At 64.0% G+C, this 20,791-nt stretch carries 20 protein-coding genes; 10 read left to right on the top strand and 10 right to left on the bottom strand.

All coding sequences use genetic code 11. The annotated features are described in order from the left end of the window. The first annotated feature begins 9 nt into the window (after window positions 1-9). The 3 genes from queG to xerD all read left to right on the top strand — a co-directional run bounded on the left by queG (window position 10) and on the right by xerD (window position 2,738). Window positions 10-1,251, top strand: coding sequence for a tRNA epoxyqueuosine(34) reductase QueG (gene queG, locus ACTJLC_RS02690; RefSeq protein ID WP_310129986.1), 1,242 nt, complete (start codon window positions 10-12; stop codon window positions 1,249-1,251). An 84-nt stretch (window positions 1,252-1,335) separates the two neighbouring features. Then, window positions 1,336-1,806, top strand: coding sequence for a methylated-DNA--[protein]-cysteine S-methyltransferase (locus ACTJLC_RS02685; protein WP_073426989.1), 471 nt, complete (start codon window positions 1,336-1,338; stop codon window positions 1,804-1,806). Then, window positions 1,803-2,738 carry a site-specific tyrosine recombinase XerD gene (gene xerD, locus ACTJLC_RS02680; RefSeq protein WP_154873447.1) on the top strand — a complete coding sequence of 312 codons (936 nt, stop codon included), beginning with the start codon at window positions 1,803-1,805 and terminating at the stop codon, window positions 2,736-2,738. The genes ACTJLC_RS02685 and xerD overlap by 4 nt, the downstream gene beginning before the upstream one ends. A 57-nt stretch (window positions 2,739-2,795) precedes the next feature. Here the strand turns inward: xerD and ACTJLC_RS02675 are convergent, their stop codons facing one another. Beyond that, window positions 2,796-4,358, bottom strand: a complete 1,563-nt coding sequence (locus tag ACTJLC_RS02675) for a class I adenylate-forming enzyme family protein (protein WP_310129991.1) — start codon at window positions 4,356-4,358, stop codon at window positions 2,796-2,798. Between the two features lie 357 nt (window positions 4,359-4,715). Here ACTJLC_RS02675 and ybaK point away from each other — a divergent pair, with 357 nt between their 5' ends. Next, a complete protein-coding gene (gene ybaK / locus ACTJLC_RS02670) occupies window positions 4,716-5,207 on the top strand; it encodes a Cys-tRNA(Pro) deacylase (RefSeq protein WP_154873445.1) in 492 nt (163 codons plus the stop codon). A gap of 161 nt (window positions 5,208-5,368) precedes the next feature. Next, window positions 5,369-6,016, top strand: a complete 648-nt coding sequence (gene plsY, locus ACTJLC_RS02665; protein ID WP_073426993.1) for a glycerol-3-phosphate 1-O-acyltransferase PlsY — start codon at window positions 5,369-5,371, stop codon at window positions 6,014-6,016. A 148-nt stretch (window positions 6,017-6,164) separates the two neighbouring features. On the opposite strand, the gene ACTJLC_RS02660 is transcribed toward plsY, so the two are convergent. Beyond that, on the bottom strand, window positions 6,165-6,650 hold the full coding sequence (locus ACTJLC_RS02660) for a YajQ family cyclic di-GMP-binding protein (RefSeq protein ID WP_007180572.1): 486 nt from the start codon (window positions 6,648-6,650) through the stop codon (window positions 6,165-6,167). 195 nt (window positions 6,651-6,845) lie between these two features. Between ACTJLC_RS02660 and murB the strand changes: the two genes are divergently transcribed. Continuing rightward, entirely contained in the window at window positions 6,846-7,892 is a 1,047-nt protein-coding gene (gene murB / locus ACTJLC_RS02655) for a UDP-N-acetylmuramate dehydrogenase (protein WP_440843233.1), read from the top strand. 100 nt (window positions 7,893-7,992) lie between these two features. Here the strand turns inward: murB and ACTJLC_RS02650 are convergent, their stop codons facing one another. Further along, on the bottom strand, window positions 7,993-9,219 hold the full coding sequence (locus tag ACTJLC_RS02650) for an argininosuccinate synthase (RefSeq protein ID WP_440843232.1): 1,227 nt from the start codon (window positions 9,217-9,219) through the stop codon (window positions 7,993-7,995). Between the two features lie 240 nt (window positions 9,220-9,459). After that, the gene (argF, locus tag ACTJLC_RS02645; protein WP_073426996.1) at window positions 9,460-10,389 is read right to left on the bottom strand and encodes an ornithine carbamoyltransferase; all 930 of its coding nucleotides are present in this window, start codon (window positions 10,387-10,389) and stop codon (window positions 9,460-9,462) included. 460 nt (window positions 10,390-10,849) lie between these two features. Here argF and ACTJLC_RS02640 point away from each other — a divergent pair, with 460 nt between their 5' ends. Next, window positions 10,850-11,188: a DUF3579 domain-containing protein gene (locus tag ACTJLC_RS02640; protein WP_073426997.1), complete on the top strand. Its 339-nt coding sequence runs from the start codon at window positions 10,850-10,852 to the stop codon at window positions 11,186-11,188. A 224-nt stretch (window positions 11,189-11,412) separates the two neighbouring features. On the opposite strand, the gene rpsT is transcribed toward ACTJLC_RS02640, so the two are convergent. Then, on the bottom strand, window positions 11,413-11,691 hold the full coding sequence (rpsT, locus tag ACTJLC_RS02635) for a 30S ribosomal protein S20 (protein WP_020069158.1): 279 nt from the start codon (window positions 11,689-11,691) through the stop codon (window positions 11,413-11,415). Between the two features lie 516 nt (window positions 11,692-12,207). Between rpsT and murJ the strand changes: the two genes are divergently transcribed. Further along, window positions 12,208-13,758 carry a murein biosynthesis integral membrane protein MurJ gene (murJ, locus tag ACTJLC_RS02630; protein WP_310129999.1) on the top strand — a complete coding sequence of 517 codons (1,551 nt, stop codon included), beginning with the start codon at window positions 12,208-12,210 and terminating at the stop codon, window positions 13,756-13,758. Window positions 13,759-13,763: 5 nt separating this feature from the next. Beyond that, on the top strand, window positions 13,764-14,606 hold the full coding sequence (locus ACTJLC_RS02625) for a SirB1 family protein (RefSeq protein WP_073427222.1): 843 nt from the start codon (window positions 13,764-13,766) through the stop codon (window positions 14,604-14,606). Between the two features lie 111 nt (window positions 14,607-14,717). Here ACTJLC_RS02625 and ACTJLC_RS02620 read toward each other — a convergent pair whose 3' ends face one another. From ACTJLC_RS02620 to lpxK, 5 genes are all read right to left on the bottom strand, one after another. Next, on the bottom strand, window positions 14,718-15,476 hold the full coding sequence (locus ACTJLC_RS02620; protein WP_114163577.1) for a 3-hydroxyacyl-CoA dehydrogenase: 759 nt from the start codon (window positions 15,474-15,476) through the stop codon (window positions 14,718-14,720). Between the two features lie 188 nt (window positions 15,477-15,664). Beyond that, a complete protein-coding gene (gene adk / locus ACTJLC_RS02615; protein ID WP_073427000.1) occupies window positions 15,665-16,330 on the bottom strand; it encodes an adenylate kinase in 666 nt (221 codons plus the stop codon). 222 nt (window positions 16,331-16,552) lie between these two features. Then, complete coding sequence (kdsB, locus tag ACTJLC_RS02610; RefSeq protein WP_440843231.1) at window positions 16,553-17,353, bottom strand: 3-deoxy-manno-octulosonate cytidylyltransferase; 801 nt, start codon at window positions 17,351-17,353, stop codon at window positions 16,553-16,555. A gap of 230 nt (window positions 17,354-17,583) precedes the next feature. Further along, entirely contained in the window at window positions 17,584-17,787 is a 204-nt protein-coding gene (locus ACTJLC_RS02605; RefSeq protein ID WP_007180583.1) for a Trm112 family protein, read from the bottom strand. Beyond that, complete coding sequence (gene lpxK, locus ACTJLC_RS02600) at window positions 17,768-18,784, bottom strand: tetraacyldisaccharide 4'-kinase (protein ID WP_114163116.1); 1,017 nt, start codon at window positions 18,782-18,784, stop codon at window positions 17,768-17,770. Before lpxK ends, ACTJLC_RS02605 begins: the two co-directional genes overlap by 20 nt. Window positions 18,785-19,373: 589 nt before the next feature. Here lpxK and xseA point away from each other — a divergent pair. Then, entirely contained in the window at window positions 19,374-20,753 is a 1,380-nt protein-coding gene (gene xseA, locus ACTJLC_RS02595; protein WP_310130004.1) for an exodeoxyribonuclease VII large subunit, read from the top strand. Window positions 20,754-20,791: the final 38 nt, after the last annotated feature.

Genomic DNA, 20,791 nt, shown 5'->3' with positions numbered 1-20,791 from the left:
AATGACGTGATGAACCGAAGTCCGGAGTCCCCTGTGTCCCGCACGCCTGCGTCTGACGACGATGCGCGTGCCGAGCGTCGTTTGGATGAAGCGGCGCTGCATGCGCTCGCGCTGGACATCAAAACGTGGGGCCGTGAACTGGGTTTCGCGGCGATCGGCATTAGCGATACCGATCTCTCCGCCGCGGAGGCGCCGCTTGCAGCCTGGCTGGAAGCGGGTTGCCACGGCGAGATGGATTATATGGCGAAACACGGCATGAAACGCGCGCGGCCCGCCGAGCTTGTGGCCGGCACGCGACGTGTGATTACCGCGCGCATCGCCTATTTGCCCGCGCGGACATTGAACGGAAAGGCGAACGAAAGCGCCTTGCCGGACGCGCCGCCCGCACCGCGAGACTGGCGCGCGGCCGAGCATGCGCGGCTCGCGGATCCGTCGGCAGCGGTGGTGTCGATCTATGCGCGCGGCCGCGATTATCACAAGGTCATGCGTAACCGTTTGCAACAACTGGCCGAGAAAATCGAAGCCGCGATCGGCGTATTCGGCTACCGCGTGTTCACCGATTCGGCGCCGGTGCTCGAAGTGGAACTGGCGCAAAAGGCCGGCATCGGCTGGCGCGGCAAGCATACGCTGCTGCTGCAACGCGACGCCGGTTCGCTGTTTTTCCTCGGCGAGATTTACGTCGACGTGCCCTTGCCGACCGATGCCGAGACCTCGCCCGACGTGGCCCCGGAAACGCCGGGCTCGCATTGCGGCAGTTGCACGCGCTGCATCGGCGCCTGTCCGACCGGCGCGATCGTCGCGCCTTACAAGGTCGATGCGCGCCGCTGCATTTCCTATCTGACGATCGAACTGAAGGGCAATATTCCCCTGGAAATGCGGCCGCTGATCGGCAATCGTGTGTATGGCTGCGACGATTGCCAACTCGTGTGTCCGTGGAACAAGTTCGCGCAAGCCGCGCCGGTCGACGATTTCGACGTGCGGCATGGGCTGGATCGCGCGTCGCTGGTCGAGCTATTTGCATGGAGCGCGCAGGAGTTCGACACGCGCATGCAGGGCAGCGCGATTCGCCGCATCGGTTACGAGAGCTGGCTGCGCAATCTCGCGGTGGGGATGGGCAATGCGCTGCGTGCGTCTTCGGAAAGTCTGAGCGGGGACGCACGCGAGGCGATCGTGGAGGCGCTGCGCTCGCGTGCCGACGACCCGTCCGCCGTCGTGCGCGAGCATGTGGAATGGGCGTTGGAAGCGGCGTAAAGTAGCGGCACTCGAACGCCTGCACGCCACGCAGGTACGCTAGCCAAATCGGAAAAAAGCGCCGCCAGTGAGGAGCAGGCAACCATGTTCAACGCAGTGATCGATGCGCCGTTCGGCAAGGTCGGCATCCGGCTCGAAGGCGATGCCGTGCGCGAGATCGTCTATCTTCCCGACTCGATTGCGAACGTCGCGCCCGAGACGCCACTGGCGAAACAGACGGCCGAACAGATCGAACGGTATTTCGAGCGCGCGTCCGCGAAGTTCGACTTGCCGTTGGCATCGGTCGGCACGGCGTTTCAGCAGCGCGTGTGGCAGGCGATCAGCGACATTCCGCCGGGTGCCGTGCGCACCTACGGGCAGTTGGCGAAGCAACTCGGCAGCGCGCCGCGCGCGGTCGGTCAGGCGTGCGGCGCCAACTATTTTCCAATCGTGATTCCGTGCCATCGGGTGGTGAGTTCGAGCGGCATCGGCGGGTTTTCGCATCACGCCGAAGACGGCTTCTTTCGCAACGTCAAGCGCTGGCTCCTGGCGCATGAAGGCATTCCATACGCATGAGCGACACTCTGGCTGACGACGCACCCATCGCGTCACCTCTTTTTCTGGCGAGCTCCGCGTCGATCGATGCGTTCTGCGACGCGCTGTGGCTCGAACACGGCCTGTCGCGCAACACGCTCGATGCATACCGGCGCGACCTGCGGCTCTTTTGCGAATGGCTCGCGAAAACCCGCAACACGTCGCTCGACACCGCCAGCGAGGCCGATCTCAATGCCTATAGCGCGGCGCGGCAGAAAGACAAATCAACCTCCGCGAACCGGCGGCTTTCGGTGTTTCGCCGCTACTACGGCTGGGCGGTGCGCGAGCATCGCGCGAAGATCGATCCGACGCTGCGCATCCGCTCGGCCAAGCAGCCGCCGCGTTTTCCGTCGACGCTCAGCGAAGCGCAAGTCGAAGCGCTGCTCGGCGCGCCCGACGTCGGCACGCCGTTGGGTTTGCGCGACCGCACGATGCTGGAGCTGATGTACGCGAGCGGTTTGCGCGTCACCGAACTCGTCACGCTGAAGACCGTGGAAGTGGGTCTGAACGAAGGCGTGGTGCGCGTGATGGGCAAGGGCTCCAAGGAGCGCCTGATTCCGTTCGGCGAGGAAGCGCACGGCTGGATCGAACGCTATCTGCGCGAAGCGCGCCCGGCGCTGCTGGGTGCGCGAGCGACGGACGCGCTCTTCGTCACCAGCCGCGCGGAGGGCATGACGCGGCAGCAATTCTGGAACATCATCAAGCGGCACGCTGCGACGGCCGGCGTGCATGCGCCGCTTTCGCCGCATACGCTGCGGCACGCGTTCGCCACGCATCTGCTGAATCACGGCGCCGATCTGCGCGTCGTGCAACTGCTGCTCGGCCATACGGACATTTCCACGACGCAGATCTATACGCACGTGGCCCGCGAGCGCTTGAAGTCGCTGCATGCGCAGCATCATCCGCGGGGGTGAGGGGCGGGCGTTCGCGCCGTGGCGGATGCGGTTATCGTTGCTGTCCCGACGCTTGCTTCAGACGAATTCCCGCAGCCGGTGCTTGAGAATCTTGCCGGTCGACGCCGCCGGCAGCGCGGCGAGCACCTTCACTTCGGCAGGGCGCTTGTACGGCGCGAGACGCTCGCTGCACCACTCGACCAATTCGGCCGGCGTCACCTGCGCACCGGCAATCAGTTCGACGAACGCGACCACCTCCTCATTACCCTCGACCGGGCGTCCGATCACCGCCGATTGCACGACCTGCGGATGCGCGTTCAACACGTGTTCGACCTCGGCCGGATACACGTTGAAGCCCGAACGGATGATCAGCTCCTTGCTGCGTCCGACGATATGCAACGCGCCATCCGCGTCCTGGCGCGCGAGGTCGCCGGTCTTGAGCCAACCGTCTTGGGTCACGACGGCGCGCGTTTGCTCCGGGCTGCGGTAATAGCCGAGCATCACGTTCGGGCCGCGCACCCATAGCTCGCCGATTTCACCTCGCGCGGCATCGACGCCGTCGAGCCCGACGAAGCGCACCTCGACGCCCGGAATGACTTCGCCGACCGAGCAGTCGCCGCGTGGCGCATCGAGCATGGTGTGCGAGACAGTCGGGCTGCTTTCGGTCATGCCGTAGCCATTGTGCAGCGGCAGACCGTAGACGCTTTCGACGCGCGCCTTCAACGCGGCGTCGAGCGGCGAGCCGCCCGAATAGGCAAAGCGCAGATGCGGCGCGCACCACGGATGACCGTGCGTCTCCAGATGTTCGAGCAGTTTGGCGTGCATGGCCGGCACGCCCTGGAAGATCGACACGTGTTCTTCGGCGAGTGCGCGGCGCACGGCTTCCGGCGCGAAGCGCGGCGCGAGCCGCAACGTTGCGCCGGCATGGAGACTGCCGAGGCAAACCGACGCGAAGCCGTACACGTGCGAGATCGGCAGCACGGCATAGACGACGTCGTCGGGGCCGACTTTGCGCAAGCGGCTCGAGATCGCGGCGATGAACAGCAGATTGCGATGCGACAACATCACGCCCTTCGGCGCGCCGGTGGTGCCGGTGGTGTAGATCAGCGCGGCGCATTGGCGGTCGTTGGCGGCTTCGATGGGTTCGGCTTTCGCCGTGGCGTCCACCGTGAACGACCATGCGCCGATGTCCGGCGTGCTGGCCGGCGCCGGTTGCGCTTCATGCCGCTGCGCGTGCTGTTGGGCGTCGGTTGAGCTTTCCACCGCATAGGCGACCACGCGCGGCTGCGCGTGCGCGCGAATCGAGTCGAGTTCCGCCGCGGACAGCCGCGCGTTGGACACGAGCGCCCACGCGTCGAGCCTCGCCGCCGCGAACAGCAGCACGATCTGGACGATGCTGTTTTCCGCGACGATCATCACGCGATCGCCGCCGCGCACGCCCCAATCACTTAGCAACGCGGCGACGATTTCGACTGCCTGCGCGAGCTGCGCGCAGGTCAAACGACGCGCGTCCTCGATCAACGCGATGTGTTGCGGATCGCGCGCGGCCGCGAGCGCCGGAATCTCGGCGATGCGCGTGGGCAGCGCCGCCAGCAGCGCGGGGATATCGATGGTGGAACGGGTGGATAAGTCAATACTCAACACTGTCTCCTGTCGACCAGAGTTGCCGCTTTAGCGGCTTACTCTGGTCCCATGCAAGGCGGTCGACCAGAGTTGCCGCTTTAGCGGCTTACTCTGGTCCCATGCAGAGCGGTCGACCAGAGTTGCCGCTTTAGCGACTTACTCTGGTCCCATGCAAGGCGGTCGACCACAGTTCACGCTAAAGCGCGTTACCCCGGTCCCATGCAAAGCAGCCGACCACAGTTCCCGCTCTAGCGGCTCGCGCCCGGCGTACACTGCGCCGGAACATTCCCGAACGATCGTGCCACAAGCGCCCGACCCGCACAATTGGCCATTCGGCAAATAGCCGTTGTGCAGACTCGCCATTACAATGCGCCGATGAGCAAATCCAGACACGTCTCCGAAACGCCCGCGACGCAGTTTCTGCGCCGTCACGGCGTCGCGTTCGGCGAGCATCCTTATGATTACGTCGAGCACGGCGGCACCGCGGAGTCGGCGCGTCAGCTCGGCGTGGACGAGCATCACGTCGTCAAGACGCTGGTCATGGAAGACGAGCATGCCAAGCCGCTGATCGTACTGATGCACGGCGACCGCACCGTCAGCACCAAGAATCTCGCGCGGCAGATCGGCGCGAAACGCGTCGAGCCGTGCAAGCCGGAGGTGGCGAACCGTCATTCGGGTTACCTGATCGGCGGCACGTCGCCGTTCGGCACGCGCAAGCCGATGCCGGTCTACGTGGAGTCGAGCATCCTCGAGATGGACACCGTCTGGCTGAACGGCGGGCGGCGCGGTTTTCTGGTCAGTATCGAGCCGAAGGTGCTCGCAGATTTGCTGGCGGCGAAACCGGTGCAATGCGCGAGCGTCGATTGACGTTTGCCTGAATGTTTTCCGGGCGGGCGGGTTCGGTAGAATGTGCGCCGCTTTGTTCCGCGCTTTGTTCCGCGCTTTGTTCCGCGCTTTGCTCCGTGTTTCGTTCCCTGTTGCGGTTGGGGTATCGAGTTTCAGACCGCCGATCCTTATAAGAGTCCTAGATGCAAAATCTGATCGTTGCCGTCGTTGCCTATCTGATCGGTTCGGTGTCGTTCGCCGTGATCGTGAGCGCCGCGATGGGGCTGGACGACCCGCGCTCGTATGGCTCGGGCAACCCCGGCGCCACCAACGTGCTGCGCAGCGGCAGCAAGAAGGCCGCGATCCTTACCTTGATCGGCGACGCGTTCAAAGGCTGGCTGCCGGTATGGTTCGTCGTGCACTTCGGCGCGCGTTACGGACTCGACGACACCTCGGTTGCCATCGCAGCCGTTGCGGTGTTTCTCGGCCACCTGTATCCGGTCTTTTTCCGCTTCAAGGGCGGCAAAGGCGTGGCGACCGCGGCGGGCGTGCTGCTCGCGATCAATCCGATTCTCGGCCTTGCGACTTTGCTGACGTGGTTGATCGTGGCTTTCTTCACGCGTTATTCGTCGCTCGCGGCATTGGCCGCGGCGGCGTTCGCGCCGATCTTCGACGGTTTTCTGTTCGGGCCGCACGTCATTGCGCTCGCGATCGTCGTGATGAGTTCGCTGCTGATCTGGCGTCATCGCGGCAATATCGCCAAGCTGATCCGCGGTGAGGAAAGCCGCATCGGCGACAAGAAAAAGAAGGTCGATGCGGCAGGAGGGCCGGCGTCGGGCAACGGAGCTTGAGCGGGAGCTGCGTTGCGCGTCGAACGGTGTTGATTGGTCCAACTTGTAATCGTGGCCGCTTCGCGGCCGGCGCGCGATGACGCAATGACTATCCACCGCGCGTGCGCCAAGCCTTCAGCGCGCGCTCGATACCGCGCGCGCTACGCGTTCAATCGCGGAAGTTGTTGAAGTCGAGCGGCGTATCGGTGACGTCCTTGCGCAGCATCGCGATCACGCTTTGCAGATCGTCGCGCTTGCCGCCGGTGATGCGCACCGCGTCACCCTGAATGCTCGCCTGGACCTTGATCTTGCTGTCCTTCACGAGGCGCACGATTTTCTTCGACAGGTCGCCGGACACGCCTTTCTTGATCTTTATGACCTGCTTGACCTTGTCGCCGCCGATTTTCTCGATCTTGCCGTAGTCGAGGAAGCGCACGTCCACGTTGCGCTTGGCCATTTTCGACAGCAGCACGTCTTTCACCTGACCGAGCTTGAAGTCGTCGTCCGCATAAGCCGTGATCTCGTTTTCCTTGTGTTCGACGCGCGCGTCCGACCCCTTGAAGTCGAAGCGGGTTGAAATTTCCTTGTTGGACTGCTCGATCGCGTTCTTGACTTCGATCATGTTCGCTTCGCAGACGACGTCAAACGATGGCATTGCTTTCTCCCAATAGTGCTGCGGTGCATGACGCGGCCGGTCGGCCGCTCACGGGGCACTCGCTATAATCACGGACCGGATGTCATTTTACCGACGCCACTCCCTTTTGCCCAAGGCCGCCGCGCATTGTCGCGCGGCCGAGGCTCGATCTGGTCTTATCCGCCGCCCATTCGTCGTTTCATTGTTCCCGCTCCGATGTCCGAATCCGCTTCCGCCGCATTCATTGCCGGCTATCCGCTAAAGGCGCACAACACCTTCGGCTTCGATGTTCGCGCGCAGCTTGCGTGCCGTATCGAGCGCGAAGAGCAACTGATGGCGGCCGTGCGCGATCCGCGCGCCGCTGGCCTGCCGCGCCTCGTTCTGGGCGGCGGCAGCAATGTCGTGCTGACGGGGGATTTCGCGGGGCTGGTGCTGCTGGTGGCGCTGCGGGGCCGCCGCATCGTGCGGGAGGACGGCGACGCCTGGTATGTCGAGGCCGCAGCCGGCGAGCCGTGGCATGAGTTCGTCGCGTGGACGCTGGCGCAAGGGCTGCCGGGTCTGGAGAACCTCGCGTTGATTCCCGGCACGGTGGGCGCGGCGCCGATTCAGAACATCGGCGCTTACGGGCTGGAAATGTGCGAGCGGTTTGCGTCGCTGCGCGCGGTGGAGCTGGCAACGGGGGCGGTGGTCGAACTCGATGCGAAGGCTTGCCGGTTCGGCTATCGCGACAGTTTTTTCAAGCGGGAAGGGCGCGACCGTTTCGTGATTACGTCGGTTACTTTCCGCTTGCCGAAGGTTTGGCAGCCGCGCGCCGGTTACGCCGATCTGGCGCGTGAACTGGCCGCGAGCGGCAATGGGGACGACGCCGCGTCGCCGAGCGCGCAGGCTATCTTCAATGCAGTGGTCGCGGTGCGTCGCGCGAAGCTCCCCGACCCGCACGAGCTGGGCAACGCGGGGAGTTTTTTCAAGAATCCGGTCGTGGAGGCAGCGCAGTTCGAGGCGCTGAAGCTGCGCGAGCCCGGCCTCGTGTCCTACGTTCAACCGGACGGCCGGGTCAAACTTGCGGCGGGGTGGCTGATCGATCGATGCGGCTGGAAGGGGCGCGCGATGGGCGCCGCGGCCGTGCATGAGCGGCAGGCGCTGGTGCTGGTGAATCGCGGCGGCGCGAGCGGCGCAGAAGTGCTGGCGCTCGCGAAGGCGATTCAACAGGATGTGCTGACGCGCTTTGGCGTGGAACTGGAAGCGGAGCCGGTTTGTTTGTGATGGCGTGATTTGTCCGCGGGACGGAAAAAGGCGCCGGGAGTCGCCTCCCGGCGCCTTTTTTGTGTCTGCGTTTTGGTTGCTGGCTTGCGCCTTGCGGCGCTTAGCTGCGCTGACGACGCGCGTTTTCCGCGATTCGCATGCGTAGGGCGTTGAGCTTGATGAACCCGCCAGCGTCCGCCTGGTTGTAAGCACCGCCGTCGTCGTCGAACGTGGCGATCGTCTTGTCGAACAGCGTTTCCTTCGAATCGCGCGCAACGACCGAGACGCTGCCCTTGTACAGCTTCACACGCACCCAGCCGTTGACCTTCTCCTGCGTATGGTCGATCAGCACCTGCAGCGCGCGGCGCTCCGGACTCCACCAGTAGCCGTTATAAATCAGCGACGCGTAACGGGCCATCAGATCGTCTTTCAGATGCGCCACTTCACGGTCGAGCGTGATCGACTCGATGCCGCGGTGCGCCTTCAGCATGATCGTGCCACCCGGCGTTTCATAGCAGCCGCGCGACTTCATGCCGACGTAACGGTTCTCCACCAGATCCAGCCGACCGATGCCGTGCTTGCCGCCCAGACGGTTCAACTCGGTCAGCATTTCGGCCGGCGACAAACGCTTGCCGTTGATCGCAACCGGATCGCCGTGCTCGTACTCGATGTCCAGGTATTCCGCCTGGTCCGGCGCCTCTTCCGGCGACACCGTCCAACGCCACATTTCCGGCTCGGCTTCCGCTTTCGGATCTTCCAGGTGACGGCCTTCGAACGAGATGTGCAGCAGGTTCGCGTCCATCGAATACGGCGCGCCGCCTTGCTTGTGCTTCATTTCGATCGGAATGCCGGCCTTTTCCGCGTAGGCGAGCAGTTTTTCGCGCGACAGCAGGTCCCATTCGCGCCACGGTGCGATCACCTTGATGCCCGGTTCAAGCGCGTAGTAACCGAGTTCGAAGCGAACCTGGTCGTTGCCCTTGCCGGTTGCGCCGTGCGAGACCGCTTGCGCGCCGGTGGCGCGGGCGATTTCGATCTGGCGCTTGGCGATCAGCGGACGCGCGATCGACGTGCCCAACAGGTATTCGCCCTCATAGATCGTATTGGCGCGGAACATCGGGAACACGAAGTCGCGCACGAATTCTTCGCGCAGGTCTTCGATAAAGATGTTGTCTTGCTTGATGCCGAGTTGCAGGGCTTTCTTGCGCGCCGGTTCCAGCTCTTCGCCCTGGCCGATGTCGGCCGTGAACGTGACGACTTCGGCGTCGTAGTTGTCCTGCAACCACTTCAGGATGACGGAGGTGTCGAGGCCGCCCGAATAGGCGAGCACGACTTTCTTGATATCGCTCATGGTGAACTCGTAGCTGGAGAAAGCGGGAAAACAAGGCGCGCCGGCGGTTCCGGAGCACGGAAAAACACTATTTTGACACTAAACCGCCGGCGGCCCGCGTTTTTGGGACGGTGCGGTGTGATCGGCGGGGCCGCTTGCGCAATGGACTGCAGCCGGATGCGGCGCGCGCGATGTGGATTCGTAGTCAAAACCCGTCGCACTTCACGCAGCGGCCGGCTGAGCTGCTGAAACGCGGCTCGCTCAGTGATTGAGCTTGCCGAGCAGCAGATACTCCATCAACGCCTTTTGCACGTGCAGACGGTTTTCCGCCTCGTCCCACACGACGCTTTGCGGACCGTCGATCACTTCCGCGCTGACTTCCTCGCCGCGGTGGGCGGGCAGGCAGTGCATGAAGAGCGCATTGGAGTTGGCGCGCGCCATCATTTCGGCGTCGACGCACCAGTCGGCGAAGGCTTTTTTGCGCGCTTCGTTTTCCGCCTCGAAGCCCATGCTGGTCCACACGTCCGTGGTGACCAGGTCGGCGCCCGCGCAGGCCTCGTTCGGGTCGTCGAATTCCGCGTAGAAAGGCGCGCTTTCGGCGGCGACCAGCGCGCGGTCGAGCTTGTAGCCGGGCGGCGTGGACAGGCGCAGCTTGAAGCCGAGAATCTGCGCGGCTTCGATCCACGTGTAGAGCATGTTGTTGGCGTCGCCGACCCACGCGACGGTCTTGCCGCGAATCGGGCCGCGATGCTCGAAAAAGGTGAAGACGTCCGCCAGCACCTGGCACGGGTGATATTCGTTGGTCAGTCCGTTGATCACCGGCACGCGCGAATTCTCGGCGAATCGCTGGATGATGTCCTGGCCGAACGTGCGGATCATGATGATGTCGACCATGCGCGAGATCACTTGCGCCGCGTCTTCGATCGGCTCGCCGCGGCCGAGCTGCGTGTCGCGCGTGCTCATGAAGACAGCGTGGCCGCCCAGCTGGAAGATGCCGGCTTCGAACGACAGGCGCGTGCGTGTCGAATTCTTCTCGAAGATCATTGCCAGCGTTCGGTCGTGCAGCGGGTGGTAAGTCTCGTAGTTCTTGAATTTGCGCTTCAGAATGCGCGCGCGTTCCAGCACGTACTCGTAGTCTTCCAGCGAGAAATCCTTGAACTGCAGATAGTGGCGAATTTTCTTGGCGGTCATGAAACAAATACGGCGGTCTCACCCGGCAGGGATTGCCGGACGGCGCCGCCGTCGTTTGTGGTAACTCAATGCAGCATAAAGGATTTCGCCTGATTTGACGAGTCAGGCAAAAGGCTGGGAAAGCTGTCCGAAAGGCTCGCGGGCCCGTCGGATAAAGCTTGTGTGCGGTGCGGAAAAAGGCACGCTGCGCTATAATCCGCAAGTTATCCCAAAGCCCGGCAGGCTGGTATTTCGCTTGCGGGACATGGCTCACGCGGTTCGAAAAACCTTCCCGGGTGCGGTCATGGCTGGCGCCGAGGTGGCTCAGTCAAGCAACGCAGTCAAGCTAGCTGGCCGGCGCTTCGCCATTGCACCTGGCGCAGTTCGCCAACGCCGCATGCATGGCGGGCTCAGGCATCTCAGAGCCGCATCGCCGTCATGGTGCCGTCATCCCGCCGGGCAGTCACACAGGTATTTCTACATGGCCGAAGCAGCTCCAACCGAATATTTCATTCAGGGCATCACGTCGACGGGAAAGAGGTTTCGGCCGAGCGACTGGTCGGAGCGGCTCGCAGGCGTGATGTCATGCTTCGGCCCCGGTGCAAAGGGGCCGAACGCTTATCTGCAGTACTCGTCGTACGTCCGCCCGACCATGATCGGCGACCTCAAATGCGTGATCCTCGATTCACGCTTGCGCGACATCGAACCCATGGCTTTCGATTTCGTTCTGAACTTCGCGAAAGACAATGATCTCGTGGTGACCGAGGCATGCGAGTTGCCGCCTGAGCACGGCACGCAGCAAGGTAAGAACACGCGTTAAGGCGCACGTCGTCGCAGGGCCGGCAAAAACAAAAAACCCGCGAGCAGCGGGTTTTTTGTGGCCTAAAAGCGGGAAGCTTCAGCGGACGGCCTCTCTCGCTCATGTATGAGACGAGTCGCGGAGCCGGCGGCGGGGGAGTTGAATCGAGGCAAAAAAGCCCGCCGAGGCGGGCTTTTCCGTGCAGCGGAAACAGGACGTGGCCCACCGGAGCGGGCCGACCGGAATTACTGGGCTGCGGACGCTTGCAGACCCTTGATGGCTGCAGCGAGACGGCTCTTATGGCGAGCTGCCTTGTTCTTGTGAACGATTTTCTTGTCGGCGATGATGTCGATGGTCTTCGACGATGCCTGGAAGATTTCAGCGGCCTTGGCCTTGTCGCCGGCGTCGATCGCCTTGCGGACAGCCTTGATAGCCGTGCGGAACTTCGAGCGCAGTGCCGAGTTGTGCGAATTTGCCTTGGCGGCCTGGCGGGCGCGCTTGCGTGCTTGTGCGGAGTTAGCCATGACGGTTCCTTATCCTGTTCCTGTTTCCAGTACCTGACCTTCAAGTGGTGAGGTGCTGCTTTTAGATCCGAACTCTTGGAAGCGATTGCCCAAGAGCGCAAAAAGTGTCGAAAAATTCGATCGAACTACGCGAAGGCGGGCCCGTGTTCCGGCGTGCTTCGAGGTTGGTTGACGCTTTCTCACGCTTGAATGCGGCGTGCTTGATTGCGTACTTTCACCCCGTCCGAAAGTTAAGCGAGCTTCGAAACCGGCGATTATAGCAACAAAATCAGGCACGTGACAACGGGGAATCGCCGATTCCGATGCGCCTGACGATCCGCGCGGCCACGTTTCCATCAGCCCGCCGAAGTCCACGAGCGGGCGGCGATATGAGCGGGCGATGAACCAAACGCGCGCCCTCCTCAACAAAAAACGCCTCGGCCGACGACACCTCAGCGAACGTCCACCTCGAAAAACGGTCCGAATCGCGTTCCGGCTCGTCGTCCGCCTTTGCGGCACCCGTATAATAAGCGCCCCATGAATCTATTCCGAGCCCTGCTGACGGTCAGCGGCTTCACGCTGCTGTCGCGCGTGACCGGTCTGGCCCGCGAAACGCTGATTGCTCGCGCGTTCGGCGCCAGTCAATATACCGACGCGTTTTACGTCGCCTTCCGCATCCCCAACCTGCTGCGCCGCATTTCCGCCGAAGGCGCGTTCTCCCAAGCCTTTGTACCGATCCTCGCCGAATTCAAGAACCAGCAAGGGCACGACGCCACCAAGGCGCTGGTCGACGCGACCTCGACGGTGCTCGCGTGGGCGCTGGCGATCCTCTCGCTGATCGGCGTCGTGGGCGCCTCGGGCGTGGTGTTCGTCGTCGCGTCGGGTCTCGCGCATGAGGGCCAGGCGTACGCGCTCGCGGTCACCATGACGCGCATCATGTTCCCGTACATCATTTTCATCTCGCTGACGTCGCTGGCGTCGGGCGTGCTCAATACGTACAAGAACTTTTCGCTGCCCGCATTCGCGCCGGTCCTGCTGAACGTTGCGTTCATCGTCGCGGCCATGTTCGTCGCGCCGCATCTGAAAACGCCGGTTTATGCGCTCGCGTGGGCCGTGATCGCGGGCGGTGTGCTGCAGTTCGCCGTGCAACTGCCGGGTCTGAAGAAGATCGACATGATTCCGAGCATCGGCCTGAACCCGGTGAAGGCGCTCGCGCATCGCGGCGTGAAGCGCGTGCTCTCCAAGATGGTGCCCGCCATGTTCGCGGTGTCGGTCGCGCAAATCAGCCTGATCATCAACACGAATATTGCATCGCGCATCGGTCCGGGCGCGGTGTCGTGGATCAATTACGCAGACCGCTTGATGGAGTTTCCCACCGCGCTGCTCGGCGTCGCGCTCGGCACGATCCTGTTGCCGAGTCTCTCGAAGGCGCACGTCGACGCCGATCCGCACGAATATTCGTCGCTGCTCGACTGGGGGCTGCGCGTCACGTTCCTGCTGGCCGCGCCGAGCGCGGTCGCGCTGTTTTTCTTTGCCCAGCCGCTCACCGCCACGCTGTTTCATTACGGCAAGTTCGACGGCAACGCGGTCGTGATGGTCTCTCGCGCGCTGTCGGCCTACGGCGTCGGCCTGATCGGCCTGATCCTCATCAAGATCCTCGCCCCCGGTTTTTACGCGAAGCAGGACATCAAGACGCCGGTGAAAATCGGCGTCGGCGTGCTGATTCTCACGCAGTTGAGCAACTATCTGTTCGTGCCGATTTTCTCGCACGCCGGCCTCACGCTGAGCGTCGGGCTCGGCGCTTGCGGCAACGCGCTGTTGTTGTTCCTCGGCTTGCGCAAGCGCGGCATTTATATGCCGTCGCACGGCTGGCCCAAATTTTTCGTGCAGTTGCTCGGCGCCTGTCTGGTGCTGGCCGGCGCGATGCACTGGCTGGCAATCAGCTTCGACTGGATCGGCATGCATAGCCGGCCGCTCGACCGGATGGCATTGCTGGGCGCGTGCCTCGTGCTGTTCGCCGCGCTATATTTCGGTATGCTTTGGCTGATGGGCTTCAAGTACGCGTATTTCAGAAGGCGAGTGAAGTGATCACGATGACGCGGGTTCTCGACTATTTCAGCACACTCGTCGCCGAGGACGAGAGCCTGCCGCTGACCGAGGCGGCGCTCTCGCTCGCGCAGGATGCTTATCCCGACCTCGATCTGCAAGGCACGCTGGCCGAGATCGACGAACTGGTGGTGCGCCTGCAGCGCCGCATGCCGGACGACGCCGACATCAAGCAGAAGGTCGGCATCCTGAACCGGTTTTTCTTTCGCGAGCTGGGTTTCGCCAGCAACCTCAACGATTACTACGACCCCGACAACAGCCACCTGAACGCCGTGCTCAAGCGGCGCCGCGGCATTCCGATTTCGCTGGCGGTGCTGTATCTGGAGATGGCCGAGCAGATCGGCATTCCGGTGCGTGGCGTGTCGTTTCCGGGGCACTTCCTGCTGCGTGTCACGACGCCCGACGGCGATGTGATGCTCGATCCGACCAGCGGGCAATCGCTGTCCGAATCGGAGATGGTGGAAATGCTGGAGCCGTATGTGGCGTCGGCGGGCGAGTCGGTGAGCCGCGCGCTGCGCATCTTGTTGCAGCCGGCCACGCGGCGCGAGATTCTCGCCCGCATGCTGCGCAATCTCAAGTCCACGTATCTTCAGACGGAGCGCTGGCAGCGTTTGCTGGCCGTGCAGCAGCGTCTCGTGATCCTGCTGCCGGAAAGCATCGAGGAAGTGCGCGACCGCGGCTTCGCCTATGCGCGGCTGGATTATCTGCGCCCCGCGCTCGAGGACCTCGAGCGTTATCTCGGCGAGCGGCCGGATGCCGAGGATGCAACGGTGGTGGAGTCGCAATTGCATGAACTGCGTCAACGCACCCAGCCCGACGATCGCGACTGACAGACCGGCAATCGGTCCGAACGATGAGCCAAAACAAAACGCCTGCGCATGACTCATGCGCAGGCGTTTTAATTTGCGGCGCGCCTATCAAACAGCGCACCGGACACCTCGTTATTTCGGCTGCATGCGGATCGCGCCGTCCAGCCGAATCACTTCGCCGTTGAGCATCGGATTGTCGAAAATCTGTTTGGCCAGCATCGCATATTCCGCCGGTTTGCCGAGGCGCGGCGGGAACGGCACCATTGCGCCGAGCGCGTCCTGCACTTCCTGCGGCATGCCGAGCAGCATCGGCGTTTCGAAGATGCCTGGCGCAATCGTCATCACGCGAATTGCGTTGCGCGACAGGTCGCGTGCGATCGGCAGCGTCATGCCGACCACGCCGCCTTTCGATGCCGCGTAAGCCGCCTGGCCGATCTGGCCGTCATACGCGGCCACCGACGCCGTGTTGATGATCACGCCGCGTTCGCCGTTCGCATTCGGTTCGTACTTCGACATGGCCGCGGCGGCGAGCCGGATCATGTTGAAGGTGCCGATCAGATTGATGGAGATGGTGCGCGCGAATGAATCGAGCGGATGCGGGCCGTCCTTGCCGACCGTCTTGATGGCCGGCGCGACGCCCGCGCAATTGACGAGGCCGCGCAGCGTGCCGAGCTTCGTTGCCGCTTCGACCGCTTGCGTGGCGTCGTCTTCGCGGCTGACGTCGCATTTGACGAACACGCCGCCGAGTTCCTTCGCGAGCGCGTCGCCGGCATCCTGATTCAGATCCGCGAGCACCACCTTGCCGCCGTTCTCCACGACGAGGCGCGCAGTGGCCGCGCCCAGGCCCGATGCACCGCCGGTGATCAGGAATACGTTGTCACGAATCTCCATGTCTTCTCCTTTGCTACGGTTCGGTAATGTGTCGATCGAGTATGTTTTGGACGATCGATTGTAGCGACTATGCTGCAACGCATAAAAGAAAGCGGCCGCGCGACAAGGCAGCGCGGGGCGCGCGGCACGCAACAAAAAACCCGCCGACATGGGCGGGTTTCAGCACAACGAATGCAGCGACGAGCGAGTTACTTCAACGCCTCGAACGCGCGTTCGCGAATTTCGTCGACGCTACCGAGACCCGAGATACGACGGTATTGCGGCGCCTTCAGCGGGGAGGCGGCATCACCGTTCTTCGCCCAGTTGTTGTAGTACTCGATCAACGGCTTGGTTTGCGCCTCGTACACTTGCAGACGCTTCTTGACCGTTTCTTCCTTGTCGTCGTCGCGCTGGATCAGCGGTTCGCCGGTCACGTCGTCCACGCCTTCGACTTTCGGCGGATTGAACCTGACATGATACGTGCGGCCCGAGGCCGGATGCGAGCGGCGCCCGCTCATGCGCACGATGATCTCCTCGAATGGCACGTCGATTTCGAGCACGTAGTCGATCGCGACGCCGGCTTGCTTCATCGCTTCCGCTTGCGGGATGGTGCGCGGGAAACCGTCGAACAGATAGCCGTTCACGCAGTCGGGCTGCTGCAAACGCTCCTTCACGAGATTGATGATCAGTTCGTCGGTGACCAGTTCGCCGGCGTCCATGAAACGCTTGGCTTCGATGCCGAGCGGCGTGCCCGCCTTCACGGCCGCGCGCAGCATGTCGCCGGTGGAAATCTGCGGAATGCCGAATTTTTCCTTGATGAACGTGGCCTGAGTGCCCTTACCCGCGCCGGGCGCACCCAAAAGAATCAAACGCATGTGATATCTCCAGATCTATGTGAATTCTTTGGTGGCGCTGCGGCCATCCCGCGATTCGTGGGGACCCGCATCGAACTGCCGTTCAAGTCTCGCGCTGCACATCGGCTATGACGGCGCTGCAAGACTGAAGCGGTGCGACCGGGCAAACCCTCGTTCTCGCTGCTTAACGGGAGGCGCCAGGAGGCGCGCACAACCGTCCGATTATGCCACGGGTTTTTACGCTCAAGACCCGAATAAAGCCCGCACGCGCGCGAGATCGGCGGGTGTGTCGACGCCGGGAAGCGGCACGTCGTGGGTCACGAGCACCGCGATCCGCTCGCCGTGCCACATCGCGCGCAGTTGTTCGAGCGCCTCGGCTTGCTCGATCGGCGAGATCGCGAGACTCGGGTACGTGCGCAGAAATTGCGCGCGATACGCGTACAAGCCGATATGCCGGTGAACGATCGCGGGCGCGGGCGGCGTGGGCATCGCGCCGACGTTGGGCCAATGCGGCTGATAGGCGTCGCGCGCCCACGGAATCGGCGCGCGCGAAAAGTAAAGCGCGAAGCCGCGCGCATCGATCACGACCTTGACGACGTTCGGGTTGAAGATTTCGGCGGGGTCGGTGATCGGATGCGCGGCGGTGGCGATCGCGCAGCCATTGCTGGCCGCGAGGTGCGACGCCACGCCGCACACGAGCGCTGGATCGATCAGCGGTTCGTCGCCTTGCACGTTCACCACGATCGTTTCGTCGCTCCAGCCGAATCGCGCCGCGACTTCCGCGAGACGGTCGGTGCCCGACGGATGATCGGCGCGCGTCAGCACGGCTTCGAAGCCATGCTCGCGGGCGGCGTCGAGGACCGACTGCGCGTCCGACGCGATCAGCACGTGGTGCGCGCCCGATTCGCGCGCGCGTTCGGCGACTCGCACGACCATCGGTTTGCCGCCGATGTCGGCGAGCGGCTTGTTGGGCAGACGGGTGGAGGCGAGCCGGGCCGGCACGACGGCGACGAACGGGGGAGGGCTGACGTTGGCGTGAGTCATCTAAAGACGGGCGGCGATGAGACGGGAAGTAAGCGACCGCGCATGCAGCGGACGCGGATGGGAAAGACGGCAAACGAGGACTGCGGACGCGGCGTGAAAACCTGGGTGGGGGCTCCGACCAGACGCGCGGACCCTGACGCAACCCGGCGGCGTTGCTCGAACCTGCCGCTCAAACCCGCGGGGCGCCGCGACCGAAGCAGCCTCGCAAGCGCAACGCCGATCCCGCCAATTCAAGCCACGGAACCCGGATTCAAATCCACCGGCGTGCCTTCGACGGTCTGCCGCGCTTCGTCGACCAGCATGACGGGGATGCCGTCGCGGATCGGATAGGCGAGCTTGTCAGCGTTGCAAATCAATTCCTGCGCGGCGCGGTCGTAGCTGAGCGGGCCCTTGCAGATCGGGCAGACGAGAATTTCAAGCAGGCGAGCGTCCACGGATTTTCTCCACAACTAATGCAATGAGGCGATGATCGAGCGCGGCTTCGACCGGGACAACCCAGATGCGCGCGTCGTGCCAGGACCCCAATTTTACCGCATCCTTTTCCGTTATCAGGATGGCGTCGGCGTCGACGTCGGTAAACGGATTGCGCTCGAACGCATAGTGATCGGGCAGCGCGCGGGTGGCGGGCGTGAGGCCGGCGGCGCGCAGCGTGGCGAAAAAGCGCTCCGGCGCGCCGATGCCGGCCGCGGCCAGCACGCGCTCGCCCTGGAATTGCGCGAGCGGACGGCGCAGCGCGGGATTGTCGAGATGCCACGCGTCAGCGGGCGCGAGCCGCAGCGCGAACGTGTTCGGCCACGCGGGCAGGCTGCGCGCATACGGATCGTTGATCAGCGTCGCGTCGCGGCGGCGCGACAGCGGCTCGCGCAACGGCCCGGCGGGCAGCAAAAAGCCGTTGCCGCCGAGCCGGTGATCGAACACGACCACTTCGGCGTCGCGCGCGAGGCGGTAATGCTGCAAGCCGTCATCGCTCACGATCACGTCGACATCGCGATGCGCGGCGCACAGCGTTTGCGCGGCCGCCACGCGGTCTGGACAGACCCACACCGGCGCGCCGGTGCGGCGCGCGATCAGCAACGGCTCGTCGCCGCCGACGCTCGCCGTGGAAGCGGGCGTGACCGGCGTCGGCTGGTTCACGCGCGCGCCGTAGCCACGCGACACCACGCCGGGTTCGAAGCCCGCCGCGCGCAGCGCTTCGACCAGCGCGATCACGGTCGGCGTCTTGCCGGTGCCGCCGACGGTCACGTTGCCGACCACCACCACGGGCACGCCGACGCGCACCGATTTCAGCCAGCCGAGCGCAAAGGCGGCGCGGCGAGCGGCGGCGATTGCGCCGAACACGCAGGCGAGGGGCGTCAGCGCCCATGCAAGCGGGCCGCGCCGTTGCCATTCGCGCGCAAGGCGGGCCTCGAGACGGTCGGTGAGATTGCTCATCGGCACGCCGGATGAACGAGCGGCGCGCCGTTCGTCGTCGTAAAGGACGGCGGCGTGGAGAGGCTAGGCGCAATACGCGGGACAGACATCAACGCGGTTCTCCTGGCGATCGAAAAATGAAGCGCAAATGAAGCTGCGGCGGCATCCAATGCAGTTGCGCCGCATGCCGCGCAATTGCCTGCCGATGGGCCGTACTGGCGCGACCGGCGCAGCGTTCGGCATGCGGTCGAACCCGCCACTCTAGCGCGCGCGTGTCCCGCCCGGCAAGTCGCGTGCTTCACCGCCGCGCGGCGGACAAGCGCTTCAGCCGATGCGCGTGGCCTGTGGATAACTTTGTGGAGAACCTGCCATCGAATGGGCTGGAACGGCCGTCGCGAGCGCGACTTATCGGCAATCGCTCTCGTTATTGGGATGGAAACGCGATATAAATCAATGACATGCTTCGACTTCGTGCGCTCCGGCGGATGCACCGGCGCTATTTGCCGAGCGCGTCCCGCCATGTGGACACTTTTAACAATTCAGCCGCCGTGCTGGACGTCGATAGCCACTCGGTCTATCGTCTGTCCGGCCAGTCACGGATAGTCCCCGCATGAATCCCGAAAGTCCTTTTTCTTCGTCCGCCACGCCGGGCGGTGAGGTTGTCGTCCCCGTCTCCGCGCTCAACCGAGCGATCGGCACGATGCTCGAACGCTCGTTTCCGCTCGTCTGGGTGGCTGGCGAAGTGTCGAACTTCACGCGCGCCGCGAGCGGCCATTGGTATTTCTCGATCAAGGACGCGCAGGCGCAGATGCGCTGCGTGATGTTCCGCGGCCGGGCGCAGTACGCGGAGTTCACGCCGCGCGAGGGCGACCGCATCGAGGTGCGCGCGCTCGTCACCATGTACGAGCCGCGCGGTGAACTGCAACTGAATGTCGAGGCAGTGCGCCGCACAGGGCAGGGGCGTCTGTACGAAGCGTTCCTGAGGCTCAAGGCGAAACTCGAAGCCGAGGGGCTCTTCGCCGCCGAGCGCAAACGCGCGTTGCCGGCGCATCCGCGCGCGATCGGCATCGTGACGTCGCTGCAAGCCGCCGCGTTGCGCGACGTATTGACCACCTTGTGCCGCCGTGCGCCGCATATTCCGGTGATCGTCTACCCCGCGCCCGTGCAAGGCGCGGGCGTGAGCGCCAAACTCGCCGCGATGGTCGACAAGGCGAACGCGCGGCGCGAAGTCGACGTGCTGATCATGTGCCGCGGCGGCGGCTCGATCGAGGATCTGTGGGCGTTCAACGAAGAAGTGCTGGCCCGCGCGATCGCGGAAAGCGCGATACCGGTGGTGAGCGGCGTCGGTCACGAGACCGATTTCACGATCGCCGATTTCGCCGCCGACGTGCGCGCGCCCACGCCGACCGGCGCCGCCGAACTCGTCAGTCCGCAGCGCGTCCTGTTGTTGCGCGAGCTCGATCACCGGCATGCGACGCTCGCGCGCGGCTTCGGCCGCATGATGGAGCGGCGCGCGCAACAACTCGACTGGCTCGCGCGCAGGCTCGTGTCGCCGAGCGAGCGCCTCGCGCGGCAACGCACGCATTTGCAGCAACTGAGCATGCGCCTCGCGTCGGCGGGCGCGCGGCCGGTGCGTGACGCGCGAGCGCGGTTTTCGTTGCTGCAGATGCGCTGGCAGCATTGGCGTCCGGACCTCGCCGCGCATCAGGCGAAGCTCGGCAATCTCACGCAGCGGCTGGACGCCGCATTGTTGCGCCACCATGAACGTCAGACCGCTCGCATCGCAACGCTCGCCGCACGGCTGGAAGTGCTGAGTCCGCAGCGCACGCTCGAGCGTGGTTATGCGGCCGTGCTGGATGCGCAAAGCGGACGCGCGATACGCGCGCCGTCGTCGTTGAAACCGGGCCGGCGCCTGACGGTGCATCTCGCGGAAGGCGCCGCGGACATCGCGCTCGCCGATGTGCAGCCGCGTCTTACCGACGGTTTCTGACATTTCGCCGACAGGTTGCGGCAGCGGGATTTCGCGCT

This window comes from Paraburkholderia sp. 22099 (assembly GCF_052045835.1).
Classification (GTDB): Bacteria; Pseudomonadota; Gammaproteobacteria; order Burkholderiales; family Burkholderiaceae; genus Paraburkholderia; species Paraburkholderia terricola.
Note: the sequence above shows the minus strand (reverse complement) of the source record. Positions and strands in the feature narration are given on the sequence as shown.